Source organism: Moraxella nonliquefaciens (assembly GCF_001679005.1).
Taxonomy (GTDB): Bacteria; Pseudomonadota; Gammaproteobacteria; order Pseudomonadales; family Moraxellaceae; genus Moraxella; species Moraxella nonliquefaciens.
Map to the genome: position 1 here is coordinate 285017 of NZ_LXTW01000032.1, position 19886 is coordinate 304902.

Annotated in this window: 17 protein-coding genes and 1 pseudogene; 12 read left to right on the forward strand and 6 right to left on the reverse strand. The window is 40.3% G+C overall.

The annotated features are described in order from the left end of the window. Nucleotides 1–56: 56 nt before the first annotated feature. Entirely contained in the window at nt 57–728 is a 672-nt protein-coding gene (locus tag A7456_RS08325; protein ID WP_067009490.1) for a TerD family protein, read from the reverse strand. A gap of 16 nt (nt 729–744) precedes the next feature. Further along, nucleotides 745–978, reverse strand: a complete 234-nt coding sequence (gene xseB / locus A7456_RS08330; RefSeq protein ID WP_066890936.1) for an exodeoxyribonuclease VII small subunit — start codon at nt 976–978, stop codon at nt 745–747. Between the two features lie 482 nt (nt 979–1460). Between xseB and A7456_RS08340 the strand changes: the two genes are divergently transcribed. Together A7456_RS08340 and A7456_RS08345 are read left to right on the forward strand one after the other, a co-directional pair. Beyond that, nucleotides 1461–2849, forward strand: a complete 1389-nt coding sequence (locus A7456_RS08340) for an SLC13 family permease (RefSeq protein WP_067009969.1) — start codon at nt 1461–1463, stop codon at nt 2847–2849. Nucleotides 2850–3043: 194 nt separating this feature from the next. Continuing rightward, the gene (locus A7456_RS08345; RefSeq protein WP_067009492.1) at nt 3044–4882 is read left to right on the forward strand and encodes a phosphoenolpyruvate carboxykinase (GTP); all 1839 of its coding nucleotides are present in this window, start codon (nt 3044–3046) and stop codon (nt 4880–4882) included. Between the two features lie 198 nt (nt 4883–5080). On the opposite strand, the gene tpx is transcribed toward A7456_RS08345, so the two are convergent. The 4 genes from tpx to A7456_RS08365 form a co-directional block, all read right to left on the reverse strand. Beyond that, nucleotides 5081–5584, reverse strand: a complete 504-nt coding sequence (gene tpx, locus A7456_RS08350; protein ID WP_067009495.1) for a thiol peroxidase — start codon at nt 5582–5584, stop codon at nt 5081–5083. A gap of 93 nt (nt 5585–5677) precedes the next feature. After that, nucleotides 5678–6544, reverse strand: coding sequence for an SDR family oxidoreductase (locus A7456_RS08355; RefSeq protein WP_067009498.1), 867 nt, complete (start codon nt 6542–6544; stop codon nt 5678–5680). A gap of 155 nt (nt 6545–6699) precedes the next feature. After that, a complete protein-coding gene (gene sohB / locus A7456_RS08360; RefSeq protein WP_067009501.1) occupies nt 6700–7671 on the reverse strand; it encodes a protease SohB in 972 nt (323 codons plus the stop codon). Nucleotides 7672–7768: 97 nt separating this feature from the next. Further along, on the reverse strand, nt 7769–9631 hold the full coding sequence (locus A7456_RS08365) for a potassium/proton antiporter (protein WP_066887706.1): 1863 nt from the start codon (nt 9629–9631) through the stop codon (nt 7769–7771). A 356-nt stretch (nt 9632–9987) separates the two neighbouring features. Between A7456_RS08365 and aspS the strand changes: the two genes are divergently transcribed. The 10 genes and pseudogenes from aspS (at nt 9988) to aroC (ending at nt 19874) form a co-directional block, all read left to right on the forward strand. Then, entirely contained in the window at nt 9988–11793 is a 1806-nt protein-coding gene (gene aspS, locus A7456_RS08370; RefSeq protein ID WP_067009506.1) for an aspartate--tRNA ligase, read from the forward strand. Nucleotides 11794–11899: 106 nt separating this feature from the next. Then, nucleotides 11900–12814, forward strand: coding sequence for a lysophospholipid acyltransferase family protein (locus A7456_RS08375; protein ID WP_067009509.1), 915 nt, complete (start codon nt 11900–11902; stop codon nt 12812–12814). Continuing rightward, entirely contained in the window at nt 12811–13557 is a 747-nt protein-coding gene (locus A7456_RS08380; protein WP_067009512.1) for a glycosyltransferase, read from the forward strand. Before A7456_RS08375 ends, A7456_RS08380 begins: the two co-directional genes overlap by 4 nt. 35 nt (nt 13558–13592) lie before the next feature. Then, nucleotides 13593–14306: pseudogene (locus A7456_RS08385) on the forward strand (glycosyltransferase family 2 protein); the annotation flags it as partial. A 25-nt stretch (nt 14307–14331) separates the two neighbouring features. Further along, entirely contained in the window at nt 14332–15162 is an 831-nt protein-coding gene (locus tag A7456_RS08390; protein WP_067009515.1) for a glycosyltransferase family 25 protein, read from the forward strand. After that, a complete protein-coding gene (locus A7456_RS08395) occupies nt 15152–15946 on the forward strand; it encodes a glycosyltransferase (protein WP_067009518.1) in 795 nt (264 codons plus the stop codon). The genes A7456_RS08390 and A7456_RS08395 overlap by 11 nt, the downstream gene beginning before the upstream one ends. Nucleotides 15947–15961: 15 nt before the next feature. Next, a complete protein-coding gene (locus A7456_RS08400; protein WP_067009521.1) occupies nt 15962–16753 on the forward strand; it encodes a glycosyltransferase family 25 protein in 792 nt (263 codons plus the stop codon). A gap of 134 nt (nt 16754–16887) precedes the next feature. Continuing rightward, complete coding sequence (locus A7456_RS08405; protein ID WP_067009524.1) at nt 16888–17709, forward strand: glycosyltransferase family 25 protein; 822 nt, start codon at nt 16888–16890, stop codon at nt 17707–17709. 29 nt (nt 17710–17738) lie between these two features. After that, nucleotides 17739–18737, forward strand: a complete 999-nt coding sequence (locus A7456_RS08410; protein ID WP_227713232.1) for a capsular polysaccharide synthesis protein — start codon at nt 17739–17741, stop codon at nt 18735–18737. Nucleotides 18738–18785: 48 nt separating this feature from the next. Next, nucleotides 18786–19874, forward strand: coding sequence for a chorismate synthase (aroC, locus tag A7456_RS08415; protein ID WP_067009527.1), 1089 nt, complete (start codon nt 18786–18788; stop codon nt 19872–19874). Nucleotides 19875–19886 lie beyond the last annotated feature (12 nt).

Genomic DNA, 19886 nt, shown 5'->3' on the forward strand with positions numbered 1-19886 from the left:
AACCCAGCACGCTTTTACATGTTCTTATTTTTAACATGCTCTTATATAGTATCACCTTAGAATCCATTTGCCAGTTTATCCAATTCATCAGCCAGTGCATCAGTATTAAATGACCTGCCTAAGCTCTTTTGTGGGGCAGACAGCCTAAAATCATCGCCATCACGTTCAAGAATCCACGCCACCACTCCATGCTCGCCTGCACTTACCGTTGCCAACTCATAGGCATGAATGATACTGCCATCATCACTGATTTTCGTGATGCCTCTTTTGGTTTGACAAAGTGGATGTTTATGATGACTTGATATGACGAATATCAACCGTTGTACCGTACTAGGTAGCTCATTTAGTTTGATGGTAATAAGCTCTTGTGGCATGAGTGTCTCTTCAAAGTTATCCGCTCCTGTCAACGACCCAATGTAACGGATATTCTCATCAGCACTTCGCACGTTACCATACCAAACCTTGTCTAGCACTTGATGTGAGTCATCTAGCACCACACAGGATAAATCAATGTCCATATCAAGTGTTGGTGAGCGAAATGGGGTTTGCTCCTTTAATGGGGGTATTTTTCTGGCAAAATCAAGCATGCCTGTTTTTTCAAATTGGCATGCTTCATAATTGACAGAGACCGTCAAAGTACGCCCATAAACGCCAAGTTCGGTCAAAGTTTTGGATTCAAAAAAGCTTTTTAAGAAAGTGCTGTCGTTATTTTGGTTAAAATCAGTCATAAGTGTGGTCAATGAGTTAGTTATTTGAGGCGGTGTCATCTTTTTTATAGATGTCAAAGGCATGCTTTAATGCTTGTTCTACGGCACTGATACGTTCTTGGCAGACTCTATAAGCACCAATGGACTGTTCTACCACATCCAGCAAATTATCAATGTCTGGCGTTTGACTGTGTTCTAATGCATCAGCGTTGCGTTTTAAGATGTCATAGGCTTCTTTGAAAGTTGTTGGAGAGCTACTGGTCTTAGGCATGTCATTCTCAGCTAAACAAAAAACTCATTTTACCCAATCACTTCTCATCAAGCAAGCAAATTTTTCAAGTCTTAGGTCTTTATTATGTCTTTATTGTCAATATTTTGTTGCAAAATATGATTATTTAGACAAATGGGTTAAACGTTGTCTATTTTTAAAAACAAAATCAACAAACCATTTTCAAATGATTACAATTCTGTTATTATAATTTGTGTAAACGTATCATTTTAGTGATATTTGACTTTAACATGATACAAACAAACATACCAATAACAACACACATGACTCTAAGGTAATCATTGGTCAGATGTGTCATATTGGTATTTTTATGCCACTCATTCATTAACCTTTTAGTAATGACTGATTTTCAAGCGATGATATTTGATAAAAAAAGGAAAATCATGACCAGTCCCAATCAACACAACAGTCATAAACACAATAGCGACGAACATGCCTCCAAACTTACCTTAGACACCGACTTTATGGGTGATAGCAACGATAAAACGCCATCTGGCGTCATTACCAAAGACGCCATCAAAGGCATAATTATTTTTGCTGTTACTGCCATTATTTGCATCGTGCTATATCAGGTCATGCCCTTTGGCACTGATGTCAATAAAGGCTTGACGATACTTATCTTCATTGGCACATTGTGGCTTACCGAGGCCATTCATGTAACCGCCACAGCCATTTTGGTGCCAATTCTTGCGGTGTTATTTGGCGTACCTGAATTTGACACCAAACAAGCCTTGGCAAATTTTGCTCACCCCATCATCTTTGTTTTCTTTGGCGGTTTTGCTTTGGCTGCTGCTTTACATGTACAAAAACTTGACCGTAAAATCGCCTTTGGCTTGGTCAAGCTGGCAGGTGGAAAGCTGGGCTTGGCAGTATTTTATATCTTTTTTGCTACCGCCATTTTATCAATGTGGATCAGCAATACCGCAACCGCTGCCATGATGTTGCCACTGGCCTTGGGACTTTTAGGGCAGATTGACAAAGAAAAAGACCGTTCTACCTTTTTGTTTGTCCTACTAGGTATCGCCTATTGTGCCAGTATCGGCGGATTGGGCACGATGATTGGTTCACCACCAAACGGTATTGCTGCCAAAGCATTGGAGCTTAGTTTTATAGAATGGATGAAATTTGGTGTACCGATGATGCTTGTCATGCTTCCGATACTGCTTGGGGCGATGTACGTCTTTTTAAAACCCAACCTAAAACAGAATGTGGTCATCAACGATGAGGTCATTCCATGGACACCATCACGGATTTTAACCATCGTTGTCTTTGTGGCTACTGCCCTATCATGGATTTTTGGCAAACAACTCGGTGAGATGTTCGCATTTAAATCCCCTGATACCATCATTGCTTTGGCAGCAGCGGTGGCAGTGCTTGGGTGCGGTCTGGTCAGTTGGAAACAAGTATCTGATAACACCGATTGGGGTGTACTCATGCTCTTTGGCGGTGGTATTGCTCTGTCAGAGGTCATGAAAACCTCGGGTGCTTCTGCTTTGTTGGGTGAACAAATCGCCAATGCCTTATCGGTTGCACCGATATTTGTAGTTATTTTGGCAATCACTGCATTCATTATCTTCTTGACCGAATTCACCTCAAATACCGCCTCTGCCGCCTTACTTGTGCCACTATTTGCTCCGATTGGCGTACAGCTTGGTCTTCCCCCTGAGGCACTTATCATGGTCATTGGCATCGGCGCTTCTTGTGCGTTTATGTTACCTGTTGCCACACCACCAAATGCCATCGTCATGGGCACAGGATACATCAAACAAAAAGAGATGATGCAAGTTGGTCTTATCCTAAACTTCATATCCATTGCCATCGTTACAATATGGGCTTTTTTCTTTTTAAGATAGTCTCTTGACTTTAATATATCAGTACTTAACCTAAAATGAACATATTCAGATATGTTCATTTTTTTTGAAAATACATTCATTTTTTAAGTAAATAAATATTACAATTCATAAGAAAATATGGTTTAATAGCGTATTTTTTTAATTCTACTGATAAATAACTCACCATAAACCCACTTTTATCAAGCGAGATTTTTATGACCACAACCACTCTAAACACTCCTGATTTTGTTCGCCATCAAGCCATCATTGATTGGGTTGCTAAGATTGCCAAACTGACCAAACCTGCTCGCATTGAGTGGTGTGATGGTTCACAAGAAGAGTATGATCGCCTAATCCAACTCATGATTGATAATGGCACAATGGTCAAACTGAATGAAGAGAAGCATCCTGATTCTTATTTGGCATTTTCTGACCCATCAGATGTGGCTCGTGTTGAAGACCGCACTTTTATTTGTAGCGAAAAACAGATTGACGCAGGAGCAACAAATAACTGGAAAGACCCAAATGAGATGCGTGCCATCTTAAATGACAAATTTGACGGTTGCATGGCGGGGCGTACCATGTATGTTGTGCCATTTAGTATGGGCCCTTTGGGCAGCCATATTGCCCACATTGGTATAGAGCTGACCGACAGTCCTTATGTGGTTGTCAGTATGCGTAAAATGGCTCGCATGGGCAAGGCAGTTTACGAGGTGCTGGGCACAGATGGTGAATTTGTTCCGTGTGTGCATTCTGTTGGCAAGCCATTGGCAGATGATGAAAAAGATGTGGCATGGCCATGCAACGATGATAAGTATATTGTTCACTACCCAGAAACTCGTGAAATATGGTCATTTGGTTCAGGCTATGGTGGTAATGCCCTGCTTGGTAAAAAATGCCTAGCCCTACGCATTGCATCTGTCATGGGTCGTGAACAAGGTTGGCTTGCTGAGCATATGCTCATTTTGGGCGTAACTAACCCACAAGGTAAAAAACACTATGTGGCAGCAGCATTTCCATCAGCATGTGGCAAAACCAACTTTGCCATGCTCATTCCACCAGCAGGTTATGAAGGGTGGAAAGTTGAAACCGTAGGCGATGATATTGCTTGGATAAAACCATCAGCAGATGGCAGACTATACGCCATCAACCCAGAAGCAGGTTTCTTTGGTGTCGCCCCTGGTACCAATACCAAAACCAATTCCAACTGCATGGCATCCTTATCATCTGATGTCATCTATACCAATGTTGCCATGACCGAAGATGGTGAAGTATGGTGGGAGGGCAAAACCAAAGAAGTACCCAATAATCTCATCAACTGGAAAGGTAAAAAGCATGATGGCACAGAAAAGGCATCGCACCCCAATGCCCGCTTTACCGTATCAGCAAGCCAATGCCCATCAATTGACCCAAACTGGGAAAATCCAGAAGGTGTGCCAATTTCTGCCTTTATCTTTGGTGGTCGCCGTGCCGATACCGTGCCTTTGGTCTCTGAATCCCCTGATTGGATTGATGGGGTGTATAAAGCTGCTACCATGGGTTCTGAGACAACTGCCGCTGCCGTCGGTCAACAAGGTGTTGTTCGCCGTGATCCTTTTGCCATGCTTCCTTTTGCAGGCTACAACATGGCAGACTATTTCACCAACTGGCTAGAAATGGGTGAAAAACTAGAAAAACTCGCCAAAGAGCATGGCACGCAAATGCCAAAAATATTTAAGGTGAACTGGTTTCGCCGTGATGAAAATGGTGAATTTGTATGGCCAGGTTTTGGGCAAAATATGCGTGTGCTAGAATGGATTATCAACCGCTGCGAAGGCAATGCCAATGCCGTTGCTACCCCCATTGGTCTGGTACCTACTTATGAAGACCTAAATTGGACTGAATCCAACTTTACCAAAGAGGATTTTAAAACCGTTACCCACCAAAGCAAAGATGAGTGGCTCAGAGAAATCCGAAGCCACAAAGAGTTATTTGACAAACTTGGCGAACGTATGCCACAAGCTCTCATAAACCATGCTGATGAACTTCTAAAAGCAGTACAAACCATCTCATGACTACCCATCATATCTTTGGCATGACAAAACGCTCCACTCGGGGCGTTTTTATCTGATGATGACAGTCATTTATGATATAAAATAGATTTACTTATTAAACCTTATGGAGTAATATAAGTAAATATTTAACCATGATTATGTTAAATAATTTTTGAAAGCATAAAAAAACAGCCCACATTTGGGCTGTTTTTGATTAAATCAAGCAAGTACCGCCAATGCTGCCTCATAATTGGGCTCATTTTTAATCTCTGGCACAAGTTCACTGTGCAAGACTTTATTATCTTCATCTAGCACAATGACCGCACGAGCGGTTAGTCCTGCCAATGGTCCTGTTGTCATGGCAACTCCGAGATTTTCGGCAATGTCATCATCTCTAAACGCAGAGAGCATTTTAACTCCTTCAATACCTTCTGCCCCACAAAAACGAGCTTGGGCAAAGGGCAAATCTGCTGAGATACACAACACAACAGTATTATCAAGCTCACTTGCTTTTTGGTTGAACACACGCACAGATGTGGCACAAACGCCCGTATCAATGCTTGGAAAAATGTTCAAAATCTTGCGTTTGCCTGCAAAATCAGACAGTTTAACCTGTGCCAAATCATTGCCAACTAAGGCAAAATCAGCAATTATCTCACCCACTTTGGCAAAATCGCCTGCCACTTCAACGGCATCACCATCTAAGCTAATTTGACTGCTCATAAATACTCCTGTTTGGTCTGTTGATGAATAAGAACCCCATCATATTACCCTGCTTTGAGATAAATTGCAATGCTTTCAATCACAAAATTTTAATCACAAGAATTTTGTCATGAGTCTCAATGGCAAATATTTCATGCCCAATCCAATCGGTAGCCATGGCCATGCAGGAACATAGGCTTCATCAACCTTAGCTTCAATGGCTTTGACAATCACATCCGCCCCTTCATCTTCTTCAACTTCAAAAGGCAAGTATTTTACCCCAATATTTAGGTCAGTACGCACATAACCAGGATAGATGGTAGACACGGTAATCGGCAATTTTTCTCTGATGGTGTCGGCTCTTATCCCCTCGGCAAGCCTTGCCAATCCTGCTTTGGCAGCGGCATACGTGGTCAAGTGGCGTGGCAAACCACGTACCGCTGACATGCTGGATATGACCACCAAATGTCCGCTATTTTGACGGCGAAAAACCCCCATAGCAGCTTCACACTGGGCAAGAGCAGAGATAAAATTAATCTCAGCGGTCGCACGGTTGATGGCAAATCGTCCATGACCAATGACACGACTGTCGCCCACACCTGCGTTTACAATAATTTTATCAAGTTTACCGCCATCATGTTGCACATTTGTAACAAAATCTTCAAATACAGTAAAGATATCGTCATATACCGTAACATCAAGCGTACGCACATAGACTTTAATACCAAACTCTTTTTCCAATTCTGCTTTTAGGATATTTAAGCGATCAAGCCGTCTGGCACAAATCGCCAAATCATAACCCAAAAAAGCAAACTTGCGAGCCATCATCGCTCCAAGTCCAGAGCTTGCCCCTGTAATCAGCACAGTTTTACCCTGACCGATGCCACGAATGTCATCTAAATCTTTGATTTTGCTAAATTTATTAGCAATAACTCGTCCAAGTCTATCAGCTTTGGCAAAGGCTTCTTCCAGTTTTTTCATAAATAACCCAAATCATATGTTAAAATCAATGAAAAAGCGAACAACCATTGTCCGCTTTTAATTATCTGCAAAAAGTTGAATGGTGTATATTTTACATCATTTTTATCAAAATTTTAAGTAAAATAATGTGTACATTCAATCACTTGTAATATCGTTTAGGGGCGTTGATATTTGGTCAGTTGCTCCCCCAACGATGACACCATATGACCAACCATCTCACCTGCTTTGATGCCTACTTGCTCAGATAGCCCCAATTTTTCTACCAAAGTTGGTTTGGTGCGAGTGTGTAACACCAAAACCTCATGCTCTTTGATAAGTTCAAGCACATAGCCATCAGATGTACCAATCGCATCAATCAGCCCCAAATCAAGCGCATCTTGTCCAAACCAAATCTCACCTGTGGCAATCTTCTCCACATCCAGTTTTGGACGGTGTTTTTTGACAAAAGTTTTAAACAGTTCATGAATGCGTTCAATATCTGCTTGGTGTTTGGCACGGTCTTCATCATCATTTTCACCAAATATGGTTACAGTACGTTTGTACTCGCCTGCTGTGAACATCTCATAACCAATGTTATGCTTTTTTAGAAGTTCATGAAAGTTGGGAAGTTGGCTGACCACGCCCACCGAACCGATAACAGCGAAGTCGCTTGCGATGATTTTGTCCGCCACACATGCCATCATATAGCCGCCACTTGCTGAGATTTTATCCACACAGACAGTAAGGATAAGCCCTGCATCTTTAATGCGAACCAGTTGGGCTGCCGCCAGACCATAGGCATTCACTTGACCGCCACCACTTTCCAAGCGTATCACCACCTCATCGCCTGCTTTTGCTGAACTGACAATTACGCTAATCTCTTCACGCAGATGAGCCACCGCAGATGCTTTAATGTCCCCATCAAAATCCAGCACAAAGACACTCTTATTGTCATCTGTTTTAGGGTCTGTTTTGTCTTTAACCTTATTTTTGGCTTTTTTGCACAGTTTGCCAAACAGACCGCATTTTTTGTCGTCTTTTTGGCTGTTTTTTAGAGCGTCTTTTAGTTGCCCTTGGCGTTTGTCTTGGAGCTTATTAAGATGAATAATGGACAATTCGGTGGGTTTTTTAGATGAATGAAACAGCATGATTTGACCTTTGCCTTTTTAAATTTAAGTGTGTTAAATAATGGGGTCTGTTTGGTATTTTAAAAGGTGAATCACATAACTTATCATTCTTTACTCGTCATTCTTTTTTTGCTGTATTTTTAAGACCCACACCACGCAGTCTGCCCTGATGATCCACATCACGAACAATCAAACTCCAATGCTCATTTAGTCGCACTTTATCCCCATTGACAGGCTCAGCATGAAAATGGTTTAGCATATACTCTTCAATGGTCTCATTTTTGTGTTTATTAAATATTTCAATAAGTTCATCATCCATGCCGCTAAGGGTTGATTTGGGTGGGGTAAATACCTCAAAAAAATCAAAAGGGGTTTTTTTGGTATTCTTAGATGTGCCAGAGTGGTCGGTTTTGACAAATGACTGTCTGCCACCAAAAAACGGTAAGTCAGCAATCTTAATATGGGGCGATAACAACCAATCACCATAAAACTCACTTGTTTTTTGGTATTGGGTGGCAGAATTATTAAAAATCTTTGCCACAGAGCTGGCATTGTCTCCGCTCATGGCGTACCATACCACATCCCCCGCTCGTAAGGCGGTGTCATCATTAACAGCAAGCAAATGCTCATTTCTTACCACCGCAAACAGATTGACATCTTTGGCATTAAAACGACTTGAAATATTGATGGGGTGTCGCCCAACAGCAAACGCCCCCTTACCCACCTCAAATTCATACAAGGTAATATTGGCGTGATCGCCCACCCAAATTTCATGCTCCGCCTTAGGCTCGCTGTCAGTTGGCACCCACACCCCAAAGGCTCGGGACATAAAAGGAATGGTCGCCCCTTGGGCAAGCAAGGATAAAATCACAAGCCCAAAGGCAATGTTAAATGCCAAAGTTGCTTGGGGAACTGCCATCATAATCGGAATGATGGCAAGGGTAATTGGCACTGCCCCACGCAGTCCTACCCACGAGATAAAACCAATCTCACGCCAATTAAACCCAAAAGGCAAAAGACTTGTCATGACCGCAAAGGGGCGAGCGACAAACAACAAAAACAAAAACACAATCAAAGAATAATGCCAAACCTGCAAAAGGCTAGATGGTGTAACCAGTAGCCCCAACACCACAAATAACACCGCTTGCGACAGCCATGCAAAACTGTCCATGACCCTAAGGACGTGTTCGGTAGCACGCACTTTGGTATTGCCAATTGCCACACCCGCCAAATACACCGCCAAAAATCCCGAACCGCCCAAAAGGTTGGTTGCCCCAAACACTGCCATACCTGCTGACATTATCAAAATGGCATACATGCCATCTGCCAGATGCACCTTGGGCAATAATTTAGACAATACAAAACCTGACATCATGCCCATGACAAGCCCCACGCCAATTTGGGTGGCAAGTAGCGACAAAATCGTCCAGATTGTCTGGCTTTCAGGGTCAAGATTTAGAGCAATCATGACCGTAACCAGCAAAATCGCCAAGGGGTCGTTCGCCCCCGATTCTAATTCAAGCGTCGCTTGCACTCGGTCATTGAGTTTGACCCCACCATTTCTAAGCAGGCTAAAAACAGCGGCAGCATCGGTACTACCAACAATGGCAGCAATCAAAAGCCCCAGCCGCCAATCCACTCCCAAAAGATAAGCAATAAAAATCCCAAGTGTCAAGACAGTTGCGATAACACCCCATGTTGCAAGGGTAACAGCAGGTTTTAGCCCCACCCGAAACGAATTTAGAGACGTTCTAAGTCCGCCATCAAGCAAAATACAAGCAAGGGCAGCTTGCCCGATAAAATTGGCAAGGGCATACTGCTCAAACTCAATCCCCAAAATCCCCTCTTCACCTGCCAAAACGCCTACGCCCAAAAAAAATAACAGCAAAGGTACGCCCAAACGAGCCGATAACTGGCTGGTCATAATACTGACAAAAATTAGCACCGCCGAGACAAGGTACAAAATATTTAGGGTATCCATCACACTCCTTTTTGGGTTGGGTAAATTGGGTAAGTTGGGTAAGTTGGGCAGTATTGTAGGCAAAATCTGATGCGATAAAAAACTTACCTGATAAAATCAATCATCAAAAACTTAACAATAATCAATCATCAAAAGTCAATCAAAAAGGTTAATTGTAACACAAAATCACCCCCAACGTGCTAATTTTTAACCAAAAATAAATAATAAAGGTGCAACTTATCTGGTGAATGCCACACACAATGCCTTGACAAATTTTTACAAAAAAACTTGCCCAAATTGCATTTTAAAGGCATAATAACAGGTTTAAACTTTTTCAAAATTTTTCAAAATTAAAGCAACTTTAAAAAGGCAGATTTATGGCAATTCGCACACAATATTGTGGCAGTGTTACCGAAAGCTACATTGACCAAAGCATCACCGTTGTCGGTTGGGTACACAGAAGACGAGATCACGGCGGAGTGATTTTTTTGGACATGAGAGACAGAGATGGACTCTTGCAAGTCGTCATTGACCCTGACACACCAGAGGCCTTTGCTACCGCTGATAAGGCACGTTCTGAATTCATCCTAAAAATCACAGGGCGTGTGCGTCGCCGTTATGAAGGCACTACAAACCCCAACATGAAAAGCGGTCAAATTGAACTGCTTGCCAAAGAAATTGAGACCCTTGCCACAAGCGAGACGCCACCATTTCCACTCAACGACGATTTTAGCAACGTCTCAGAAGAGTTGCGTCTAAAATACCGCTTTCTTGACATTCGTCGTCCTGAAATGCTTGACCGCTTGCGTTTTCGCTCAAAAGTAACAAGCCTAATCCGCAACTATTTGGATGAACATGGCTTTTTGGATGTAGAGACACCCATTTTGACCCGTGCCACACCAGAGGGAGCTAGGGATTACCTTGTGCCAAGCCGTGTGTCTCATGGCGAATTTTATGCCCTGCCACAGTCTCCCCAACTGTTCAAACAACTGCTGATGGTCGGTGGCATTGACCGTTATTATCAAATTGCCAAATGTTTTCGTGATGAAGATTTGCGTGCTGACCGCCAACCAGAATTCACCCAAATTGACATTGAAACATCATTTCTTGATGACAATGACATCATGGACTTGATGGAGGGTATGACGGTCAAGCTCTTTGATGAACTGTTGGGCGTCAAATTTGACAAATTCCAGCGTATGCCATATAGCGAGGCCATGCGTGATTATGCCTCTGATAAGCCTGATTTGCGTATTGCCCTAAAACTTGTGGACGTGGCGGACATCATGCAAAATGTGGCATTTAAAGTATTCTCTGAACCTGCAACAGACCCCAAAGGTCGTGTGGTCGCCCTACGCATTCCCCAAGGTGCTAAGATTAGCCGCAAACAGATTGACGACTACACCAAATTTGTTGGTATTTATGGGGCAAAAGGTTTGGCATACATTAAAGTCAATGACGCATCTAATATCAACAACGGCGTGGACAAAGAAAGCGGATTACAATCACCAATCATCAAAAACATGAGCGATGATGTGCTTGCCGAACTCATCAAACGTACAGGTGCCGAAGATGGTGATATCATTTTCTTTGGTGCTGACAAAGCCAAAGTGGTCAACGACGCCATGGGAGCATTACGCGTTAAAATCGGTCATGATTTAAATCTACTAACAAAAGAATGGGCACCGCTATGGGTTGTAGATTTTCCCATGTTTGAAGAGACCGATGATGGAAAGTGGACATCTGTTCATCATCCTTTTACCAAACCAAAAGGTACGGTAGATGAGATGAAAAACAATCCAGAGAGTGCCCTATCGGTTGCCTATGACATGGTACTAAACGGTACAGAAATTGGCGGTGGCTCACTGCGTATTAATACCTTAGAGATGCAAAAAGCGGTCTTTGAGGCGTTGGGCATTAGTGAAGCCGAAGCCGAAGAGAAATTTAGCTTCCTACTAAATGCTCTAAAATACGGAGCACCGCCACATGGTGGCTTGGCATTTGGTCTTGATCGTCTAGTCATGCTCATGACAAAAGCAAGCTCTATTCGTGATGTCATCGCCTTTCCTAAGACCAAAACGGCAGAATGCCCACTTACCGAAGCGCCTGCTGGTGTGGATGCTAAGCAACTGCGTGAACTTGGCATTCGTGTGCGTGAAAAAGAAAAGGTACAACAATCATAAAACCCATGACCAAATGAGAGTTTTATCCGTCCTAAATTTGTCAAAGCAAATTTGCCAAAGGATGCAATAAGACCCATTCATGATAAATTGATGGATTTAATGATTTATGCTTAATCTTATCAAATTCGTGCCAATGCCCTTATTGGAGGTGTTGGCTCGTTTTGTGTCTTATCTTGTCAGATGGTCAAATGCCAGTATTTACCGCAGTATCTGCACCAATCTGATGCTTATTCATCCTTTTATGAATGACAAGGAGCGAGATGGGCTTGCTTTTATCATCCTACAAAATCAACTTATCAGCACCCTAGACAGTGCCAAAAGCTGGGTAATGCCCCCCAAATGGTCAATCGCTCAAATCAAAACGGTGCATCACCGTGAGATTTTGGAGCGTGGCTTTGCCAATTCCAAGGGGCTGATTTTGGTTGTGCCACACATCGGCACCTGGGAGATGATGAACGCATGGCTGTGTGGTTTTGGTGATTTGATGATTATGTACAAGCCATCTGACAATCCTTATCTTGACCAATTCATCCTAAATGGTCGCCAAAGGCTGTCCGCCACACTCGTCCCCACTGACAGCACAGGCGTTAAAGCAATTTTTAAAACGCTAAAATCAGGCGGATTTACCGTGATTTTGCCTGACCATGTGACTGATAAAAATGGTGGAGAGATTGTGCCATTTTTTGGCATTCCCACCATAACAGGCACGCTCACCACAAAACTTGCCCAAAAAACAGGTTGTGCGTTGGTTGGTTTGGTCTGTATCAAGGGTAAGGCGGGATTTGAGGTTTTTTGTTATGATTTAACCTGCCCAAATTTATACAATAAAAGCGATATCATCGCCACCACTGCCCTAAACAAAAGCATGGAGATGATGATAAATGAACATTTTAGCCATTATATGTGGGGTTATCGACGCTTTAAAAATACACCTTTTGGTGATAACCCCTATCTGTTGCCTTTTGATGATTTGCACGCAAAAATAAAATCTTATAAAACAAAAAACAAGGAAAATCCATGACCAACAACCGCTATGTGATTTGCATGAAATGGGGAAGCAAATATGATGCACAGTATGTCAATCGTCTGTATCATATGGTAAAACGCCATTTAACCCTTGATTTTCAGATGGTATGCTTAACCGATGACAGCACAGGCATTCACAAAGACATCAAATGCTACCCCATTCCAGAGCTAAACCTGCCTGCAAATCTGCCCGAACGTGGCTGGAAAAAGCTCACCACCTTTAAGCCAGAATTGTATGATTTAAAAGGTGTGGCGTTGTTTTTGGACATTGACATTGTCATCGTGGATAATATAGACTGTTTTTTTACGCATAAGGCTACACATGACGACAGCGTGATGATTATTAGAGACTGGAAAAAACCATGGCGAATGGTAGGTAACAGCTCGGTGTATCGCTTTAAAGTGGGGCAAAATACTTATCCGAACTTACTTTATCATTTTGAACAAAATTTTGAACAAATCAGACAACAATTCCGCCACGAACAGGCATTTTTATCCAACTACCTGCGAGAACATCATCATTTAGAATATTGGGACAGTTCATGGTGCGTCAGTTTTAAATATCACTGCCTACAAAAACTCCCCATGGCGTATTTTGTGCCACCCAAAAAACCGCATGGGGCAAAAATCATCATCTTTCATGGTGAGATTAATCCACCAGATGCCATCACAGGTGGGGGCGGTAAATGGTATCGTCATGTTTTGCCAAGTGATTGGATTAAGGATGCTTGGCAATGAACCAACACTCAAAGCAATACCCCCTATCGGTCGTCATGATTGTCAAAAATGAAGCCAAAAATTTGGCAATCAGCCTGCCTGCCTTAGACGGATTGGCGGACGAGATTATCATCTTAGATAGCGGTAGCACCGATAATAGCAGACAAATTGCTGAGCAATATGGGGCAAAATGGCACGTCAATACCGACTGGCAAGGTTTTGGCAGACAAAGACAGCTCGCCCAATCCTATGCCACAGGCGAGTGGATACTTGCCCTAGACGCCGATGAAGAAATTAGTGAAGAGCTAAAAAATAGCATTTTGGCAGTTACCAAAACCAAACCTAATAATACCGTTTATGGTCTAAAACGCTTGGATTTTATCTTAGGTCATCAGATTGATAATCCGTATTGGGGAGTAAAATCTTATTGGCGACTCTATCCAAAAAGATTTAATTTTAATAATTTACTAGTGCATGAATCCTTAGGCACACAAAATGCCAACACACAAAGTTTATCAGGATTTTTAAATCATCATACCGCCCCTAATTTAGAGTTTTTGTTAAATAAACGCCTAGAATATGCTAAGATATGGGCAGAAGATAGACACAAAAAAGGCAAAAAATCCAGCCTGCTAAAAATAATCAGCAATCCATTATGGCAATTTATTCGTCAATATTGGATTGATGGGCGTTTTTTACAAGGAAGATATGGTTTGATTTATTCATTGATTTTTACACAGTATACCTTTAATAAATATTTATTTTTATGGCAATATAACCAAAGGATAAAAAATAATGAAAATATATATTATTAATTTAGAACAATCAACTGACAGATTAGAATACCAAATCAAACAATTTGAAAGATTGGGTTTAAATTTTGAGAGATTACCTGCTGTTTGTATCAATGATATTTCAGAAAAGTTTTATTTATCCCATATTAAATATGGCCAACGATTAATGAAGCAAAGCGAGATGGCATGTTTTTTAAGTCATAAAAAAGCATGGTCATTGGTATTAAAAAAAAACGAACCTTGTGTTATTTTGGAAGATGATGCTTTATTAACTCATGATTTTACAGATTTATTAAAAGACATAGAAAGTAAAAACATTGATAATCAAGTTGATTTTATTAATTTAGAAGTTCAACCCAGAAATAAAGTGGTGAGTCATTCTCCTATTTATTCATTTTTAAATCAAGAATATCATCTCTATGAATTATTTCTTGAAAAAAATGGCACTGGCGGTTATATTATTTATCCAAATGGTGCTAAAAAGTTACTAAATTATGCTCAAAACAAATTAGGGTTAGCAGATGCTTTTATTTATGGTTGCCCAAATCTAAAAAAAACCCAAATAGAACCTGCCATACTCTTGCAGGATGTGATTTGTCCAGCATATAATATACCTTTTGGGCCACCTCCACAATCTATTATTGGTACTGTTAATAATACGGTTCAATTCCAACCAAATTTATACCATAAAATTTTATTTAAGAAAAATAGAATTTTGACACAATTAAAACTTGGTATTAAAACTTTAATTGCACTATCAAAAGGTCAAAAAAGACAAATTATGGTCAATAGAGATAAATTTATACCAAAGGAAGCTAAAAATGACAAATAACAACTTACCAACCATTAATACTTTATGGATAGGTTCTAAATTGGGATTAATGGCAAGTGCTTGCCTAAAATCTTTTATAAAACATGGTCATGTTGTTAATTTATATACTTATCAAAATATCACGGACATTCCAAAAGGCATAAACATTCTTGATGCAAATGATATAATTGATGAATCAAAAATATTTCGTCATCATAAACGTGGCAGTTATGCTCCATTTTCAGATGTGTTTCGCTACAATATGTTAAAAGTCATTGATAATGGCATTTATGTTGATTGTGATGTATATTGTTTAAAACCCATGAACATTCCCGAACATGGGCATTTATTAGGCTATGAAAATCCCAGCATCATAAGCAATGCCATTCTAGCCCTACCCCAAGAAAGTGAACTCCTAGACATATTAATTCATCTGACCAATCAGCCTTATTTTACACCCGAATGGTATTCTACCTATGATAAAATTCGCTTAAAAATAAAACGCTTGTTTGGTCGTGCAAATACCTTAGGGAAAATGGGATGGGGAGTTACAGGCCCTAGTGCGGTTACCTATTACACCAAACAACTACAATTAACTCATCTTGTACAAGAAATTGATGTATTATATCCCATACAACATCATGAAGTAAAACAAAAACTGTTGGATGAAAAATTAAAAATTTCTGATATTATTAGTCAAAAAAGTATGTGCGTGCATTTATACAACGAAACATTAAGAGGCATAGATTTAGATGCCATTGCTGATAAGTGTATTTTATCAAAAATGTTGACCAACGAAATTTGATAACAAGGAATGCCCATGAAATCAAAAAATTACGTCATTAGCCTAACCACTGCCAGTGATAGACGAGAACACATTCAAAACGAATTTGACAAGCAAAACATCGATTTTGAATTTTTTGATGCAATAACACCCAATCAGATTGATGAGTATTGCATAAAGTTTGATTTGACAATTAATAAAACCAATAAACTCTCTGATGCAGAAAAAGCGTGTTTTTTAAGTCATGTTTTTTTATGGCAAAAAATGATAGATGATGGTTTGGATCATATCTTTGTTTTTGAAGACGATGTTTATTTGGGTAATAATGCTCATGTATTTTTTAGTGACAGAAGTTGGTTAAAAAATACTGGCATTGACTATTTAAAAACCGAAACTTTTTTACAAGAGCGTAAATTATCCCAAACCGTTATCAATCTACCAGATGATAGAACCGCCCAAGCATTAGATGAATATCATCTGGGTACAGCAGGTTACATGTTAAGCCAAAAAGGTGCGTTATCATTATTAACGTATATTAAGAGCTTAACCATCAATGATTATCTACCCATAGACCAACTGATGTTTGATAACTATATGAATCATCATGATGCTCTGCCCATTTATCAGTTATTGCCTGCTGTGGTCGCCCAAGAGTTTATTTTACACCCCACTCAAAATACCATGCCAAGCGACATCAAATCGTCTCGTGATGAGCGAATTAAAAATAAACCTAAACGTCCCTTACCACAAAAGATTAAAGGCGAATTGGGCAATGTTTGGAAAAAAACATTTGGGAAATTTAGTCGTACTTTGGTGGAGTTTAGATGATGAATGTCTTAGGTATCAAGAATATTAGGTATCAAGAATATTTATTGCCATATTTTTAGGTATTTAATATCCACAGCTTGACAAAATGATTAAAATTAGGCAATATACCGCAAATTTAACCATTTGCCAATGCCATGCTTAAAAATTATGTCATCAGCCTTACCAATGCACACCAAAGACGTATGCATATCACGCAAGAATTTAGACAAAAAAATATTACTTTTGAGTTTTTTGATGCCATCACGCCAGAGAAAATTGATGATTTGGCGATTAAATTTGGGTTAGATATTACCAGTGCTAATCTAACAAAAGGAGAATTGGCATGCTTATTTAGCCACATTAGCCTATGGCAAAAAGCCATTGATGATGATTTGGAGTATATTGGAATCTTTGAGGATGATGTATACTTAGCCAATTCAAGCCAGTCATTTCTAAATAATACCGACTGGATTCCCAAAGATTGCCATATCATTAAAGTAGAGCTGTTTGAAAAAAGCATTTTATCAAAAGGCCCTCAAATTCCTATCAAAGATAGACGCTTGGTTCCTCTTGCTGACATTCATCTTGGAACGGCAGGATATATATTATCCAAAGATGGTGCCATCAGTCTTCTAAAATTTCATCAGCATTATGCTAAGCATAACGGTATGATTGCCGTGGATCACCTTATGTTTGAACATTACGTACAGTGTGGCGAATATCATTCCTATCAATTAAATCCCTGTCTGTGCATACAAAGTGACAGGCAGACCAGTCAAACTGTTATTTTAAGCCAACTAGAACAAGATCGCCGAAAAAGGCTTGATAAACCACTCAGAGTTGATACTTATAAAATCAACCCTTATAAAAAAATTTGGAGAGAAATAAAAAGACCATTCTTACAATTTTATCGGTGGATGAAAAAAATCATCAGTATAGATAAAAAAAGAGAAACCATTTATTTAACACTTGATTAGCATTTACTGACTTATTAATGAGATGATACATGGACATGACATTACAAAAACTCATTCATCAAATTGATACACCCACACCAAAAATGATGAATATAAAAAAATGGGAACAAAAACCCTATAAGGCTTTTTATCGTACTTTTGTACCAAAATCCACAAGAATACAACATAAAAAAAACGCCAGTTTAGAGCATCAAGCACATTTGGCTCATTGTTTTACTAGACTCATTGAATACTATCAATCAGGTGAATTGGGGCATCTTAAAATCAAACCAAAAAAGCACCTACCTCACCAAAAAATTATTTGGCAATATTGGGGGCAAGGGATTGATGATAATTTACCCAATATTGTCAAGTTATGCTTTGCTTCTATTGATAAATATAAAGGCGATAGTACTGTCATTCGCCTTGATGATGATAATATCCATGAATATTTAGATTTACCAGATTTTATTTGGCAAAAACGCCAAAATCCAGAATTTAAACACGCCTTTTTTGCTGATTTAATCCGTTTGGCATTATTATATGCTTATGGTGGCATTTGGATTGATGCCACAATTTTATTAACTAATGAAATTAATGACAATATCAAACATCAAGATTTCTTTATGTTCCAAAGATGCCCAAACGCTTTAAATAAACAATTTTGGCAAAACTTTAACATTGATTATTTTGGTTGGGATGATGGACATCTTGTTAATGTACTAAATAGTTTTATCGTTGCCAAAAAAAACCATGAACTGATCGGCATATGCTTGGATTTATTATTAAATTTTTGGAAAAACCAAAGTCATATTACCCATTACTTCTTTTTTCAGATATTATTTGATACATTAATCAAGCATGAATATTCATCATTAAATTGCCAAATTATCGATGACACCTTGCCACATTTATTGATTGCAAATATCAACCAGCCTTTTGATGAAATGGTTTATCAAGATATTTTAGGCAAAAGCAACATACATAAACTTAGATATATCAACACCTCAAATCCCTATATAGATAGGATAGCAAATGCCATGTTGTGATAGGATTTGTGATATCATGACTACATCATAATTTTAGTGGAGCAACCCATGTCAGGCAATACAATAGGACAACTTTTTAGCGTAACTACCTGTGGCGAGTCGCATGGTGTTGGACTCATGGCGATTGTAGATGGTGTACCGCCCAATTTACCACTTTGCAAGGCGGATTTGCAAGCCGAGCTTGACCGCCGTAAACCTGGGACGTCCAAATTTACCACTCAGCGTAAAGAAGATGATGTGGTGGAGATTATCTCTGGGGTGTTTGAGGGGCGTACCACAGGCACGCCCATTGGGTTACTCATTTACAACACTGACCAAAAATCCAAAGACTATGGCAATATCGCCACAACCTTTCGCCCCAATCATGCTGACTACACCTACACGATGAAATACGGCTTTCGGGATTATCGTGGTGGTGGGCGTTCCTCCGCTCGTGAAACCGCCATGCGTGTGGCGGCAGGAGCGATTGCCAAAAAATATCTCAAAGAACGCTTAGGCATTATCATTCGTGGACATGTTACCCAAATTGGCACTGAAAAAGCAGAAAAGTTGGATTGGGACATTGTGAATAAAAATCCGTTTTTTTGTGGAGACATTGACGCTGTGCCACGCTTTGAAGCCTTGGTCAACTCCTTGCGTGAACAAGGAACCAGCTGTGGGGCAAGATTAGAGATTTTTGCCGAGAATGTCCCTGTGGGCTTGGGTGAGCCCATTTTTGACCGTCTGGATGCTGATATTGCCCATGCGATGATGTCCATCAATGCAGTCAAAGGTGTGGAAATTGGCGATGGCTTTGCTGTTGCTGAACAATTTGGACACGACAGTCAAGATGAACTGACCCCCAACGGCTTTTGTGCCAATCATGCAGGAGGTATTTTGGGTGGGATTAGCAGTGGGCAGACCATTCGTGTTGCCATCGCTCTAAAACCAACTGCCAGCATCACCACCTCAGGCAAAAGCATCAATTTGGACAGGCAAGCCACGGACGTGATGACCAAAGGTCGCCATGACCCTTGTGTGGGCGTGCGAGCAACCCCAATTGCTGAGGCCATGCTTGCCATTGTTCTGCTTGACCATTATCTGCGTCATCGTGGGCAAAATGCTGATGTGGTACAGCCATTTAAACCCATTGACTAAACCCATTGAGTG

Excerpts from the sequence above, each read along its gene's own strand:
- A7456_RS08325 (WP_067009490.1), bottom strand. The coding sequence starts at position 728 with ATGACTGATTTTAACCAAAATAACGACAGCACTTTCTTAAAAAGCTTT.
- xseB (WP_066890936.1), bottom strand. The coding sequence starts at position 978 with ATGCCTAAGACCAGTAGCTCTCCAACAACTTTCAAAGAAGCCTATGAC.
- A7456_RS08340 (WP_067009969.1), top strand. The coding sequence starts at position 1,461 with ATGGGTGATAGCAACGATAAAACGCCATCTGGCGTCATTACCAAAGAC.
- A7456_RS08345 (WP_067009492.1), top strand. The coding sequence starts at position 3,044 with ATGACCACAACCACTCTAAACACTCCTGATTTTGTTCGCCATCAAGCC.
- tpx (WP_067009495.1), bottom strand. The coding sequence starts at position 5,584 with ATGAGCAGTCAAATTAGCTTAGATGGTGATGCCGTTGAAGTGGCAGGC.
- A7456_RS08355 (WP_067009498.1), bottom strand. The coding sequence starts at position 6,544 with ATGAAAAAACTGGAAGAAGCCTTTGCCAAAGCTGATAGACTTGGACGA.
- sohB (WP_067009501.1), bottom strand. The coding sequence starts at position 7,671 with ATGCTGTTTCATTCATCTAAAAAACCCACCGAATTGTCCATTATTCAT.
- A7456_RS08365 (WP_066887706.1), bottom strand. The coding sequence starts at position 9,631 with ATGGATACCCTAAATATTTTGTACCTTGTCTCGGCGGTGCTAATTTTT.
- aspS (WP_067009506.1), top strand. The coding sequence starts at position 9,988 with ATGGCAATTCGCACACAATATTGTGGCAGTGTTACCGAAAGCTACATT.
- A7456_RS08375 (WP_067009509.1), top strand. The coding sequence starts at position 11,900 with ATGCTTAATCTTATCAAATTCGTGCCAATGCCCTTATTGGAGGTGTTG.
- A7456_RS08380 (WP_067009512.1), top strand. The coding sequence starts at position 12,811 with ATGACCAACAACCGCTATGTGATTTGCATGAAATGGGGAAGCAAATAT.
- A7456_RS08390 (WP_067009515.1), top strand. The coding sequence starts at position 14,332 with ATGAAAATATATATTATTAATTTAGAACAATCAACTGACAGATTAGAA.
- A7456_RS08395 (WP_067009518.1), top strand. The coding sequence starts at position 15,152 with ATGACAAATAACAACTTACCAACCATTAATACTTTATGGATAGGTTCT.
- A7456_RS08400 (WP_067009521.1), top strand. The coding sequence starts at position 15,962 with ATGAAATCAAAAAATTACGTCATTAGCCTAACCACTGCCAGTGATAGA.
- A7456_RS08405 (WP_067009524.1), top strand. The coding sequence starts at position 16,888 with ATGCTTAAAAATTATGTCATCAGCCTTACCAATGCACACCAAAGACGT.
- A7456_RS08410 (WP_227713232.1), top strand. The coding sequence starts at position 17,739 with ATGGACATGACATTACAAAAACTCATTCATCAAATTGATACACCCACA.
- aroC (WP_067009527.1), top strand. The coding sequence starts at position 18,786 with ATGTCAGGCAATACAATAGGACAACTTTTTAGCGTAACTACCTGTGGC.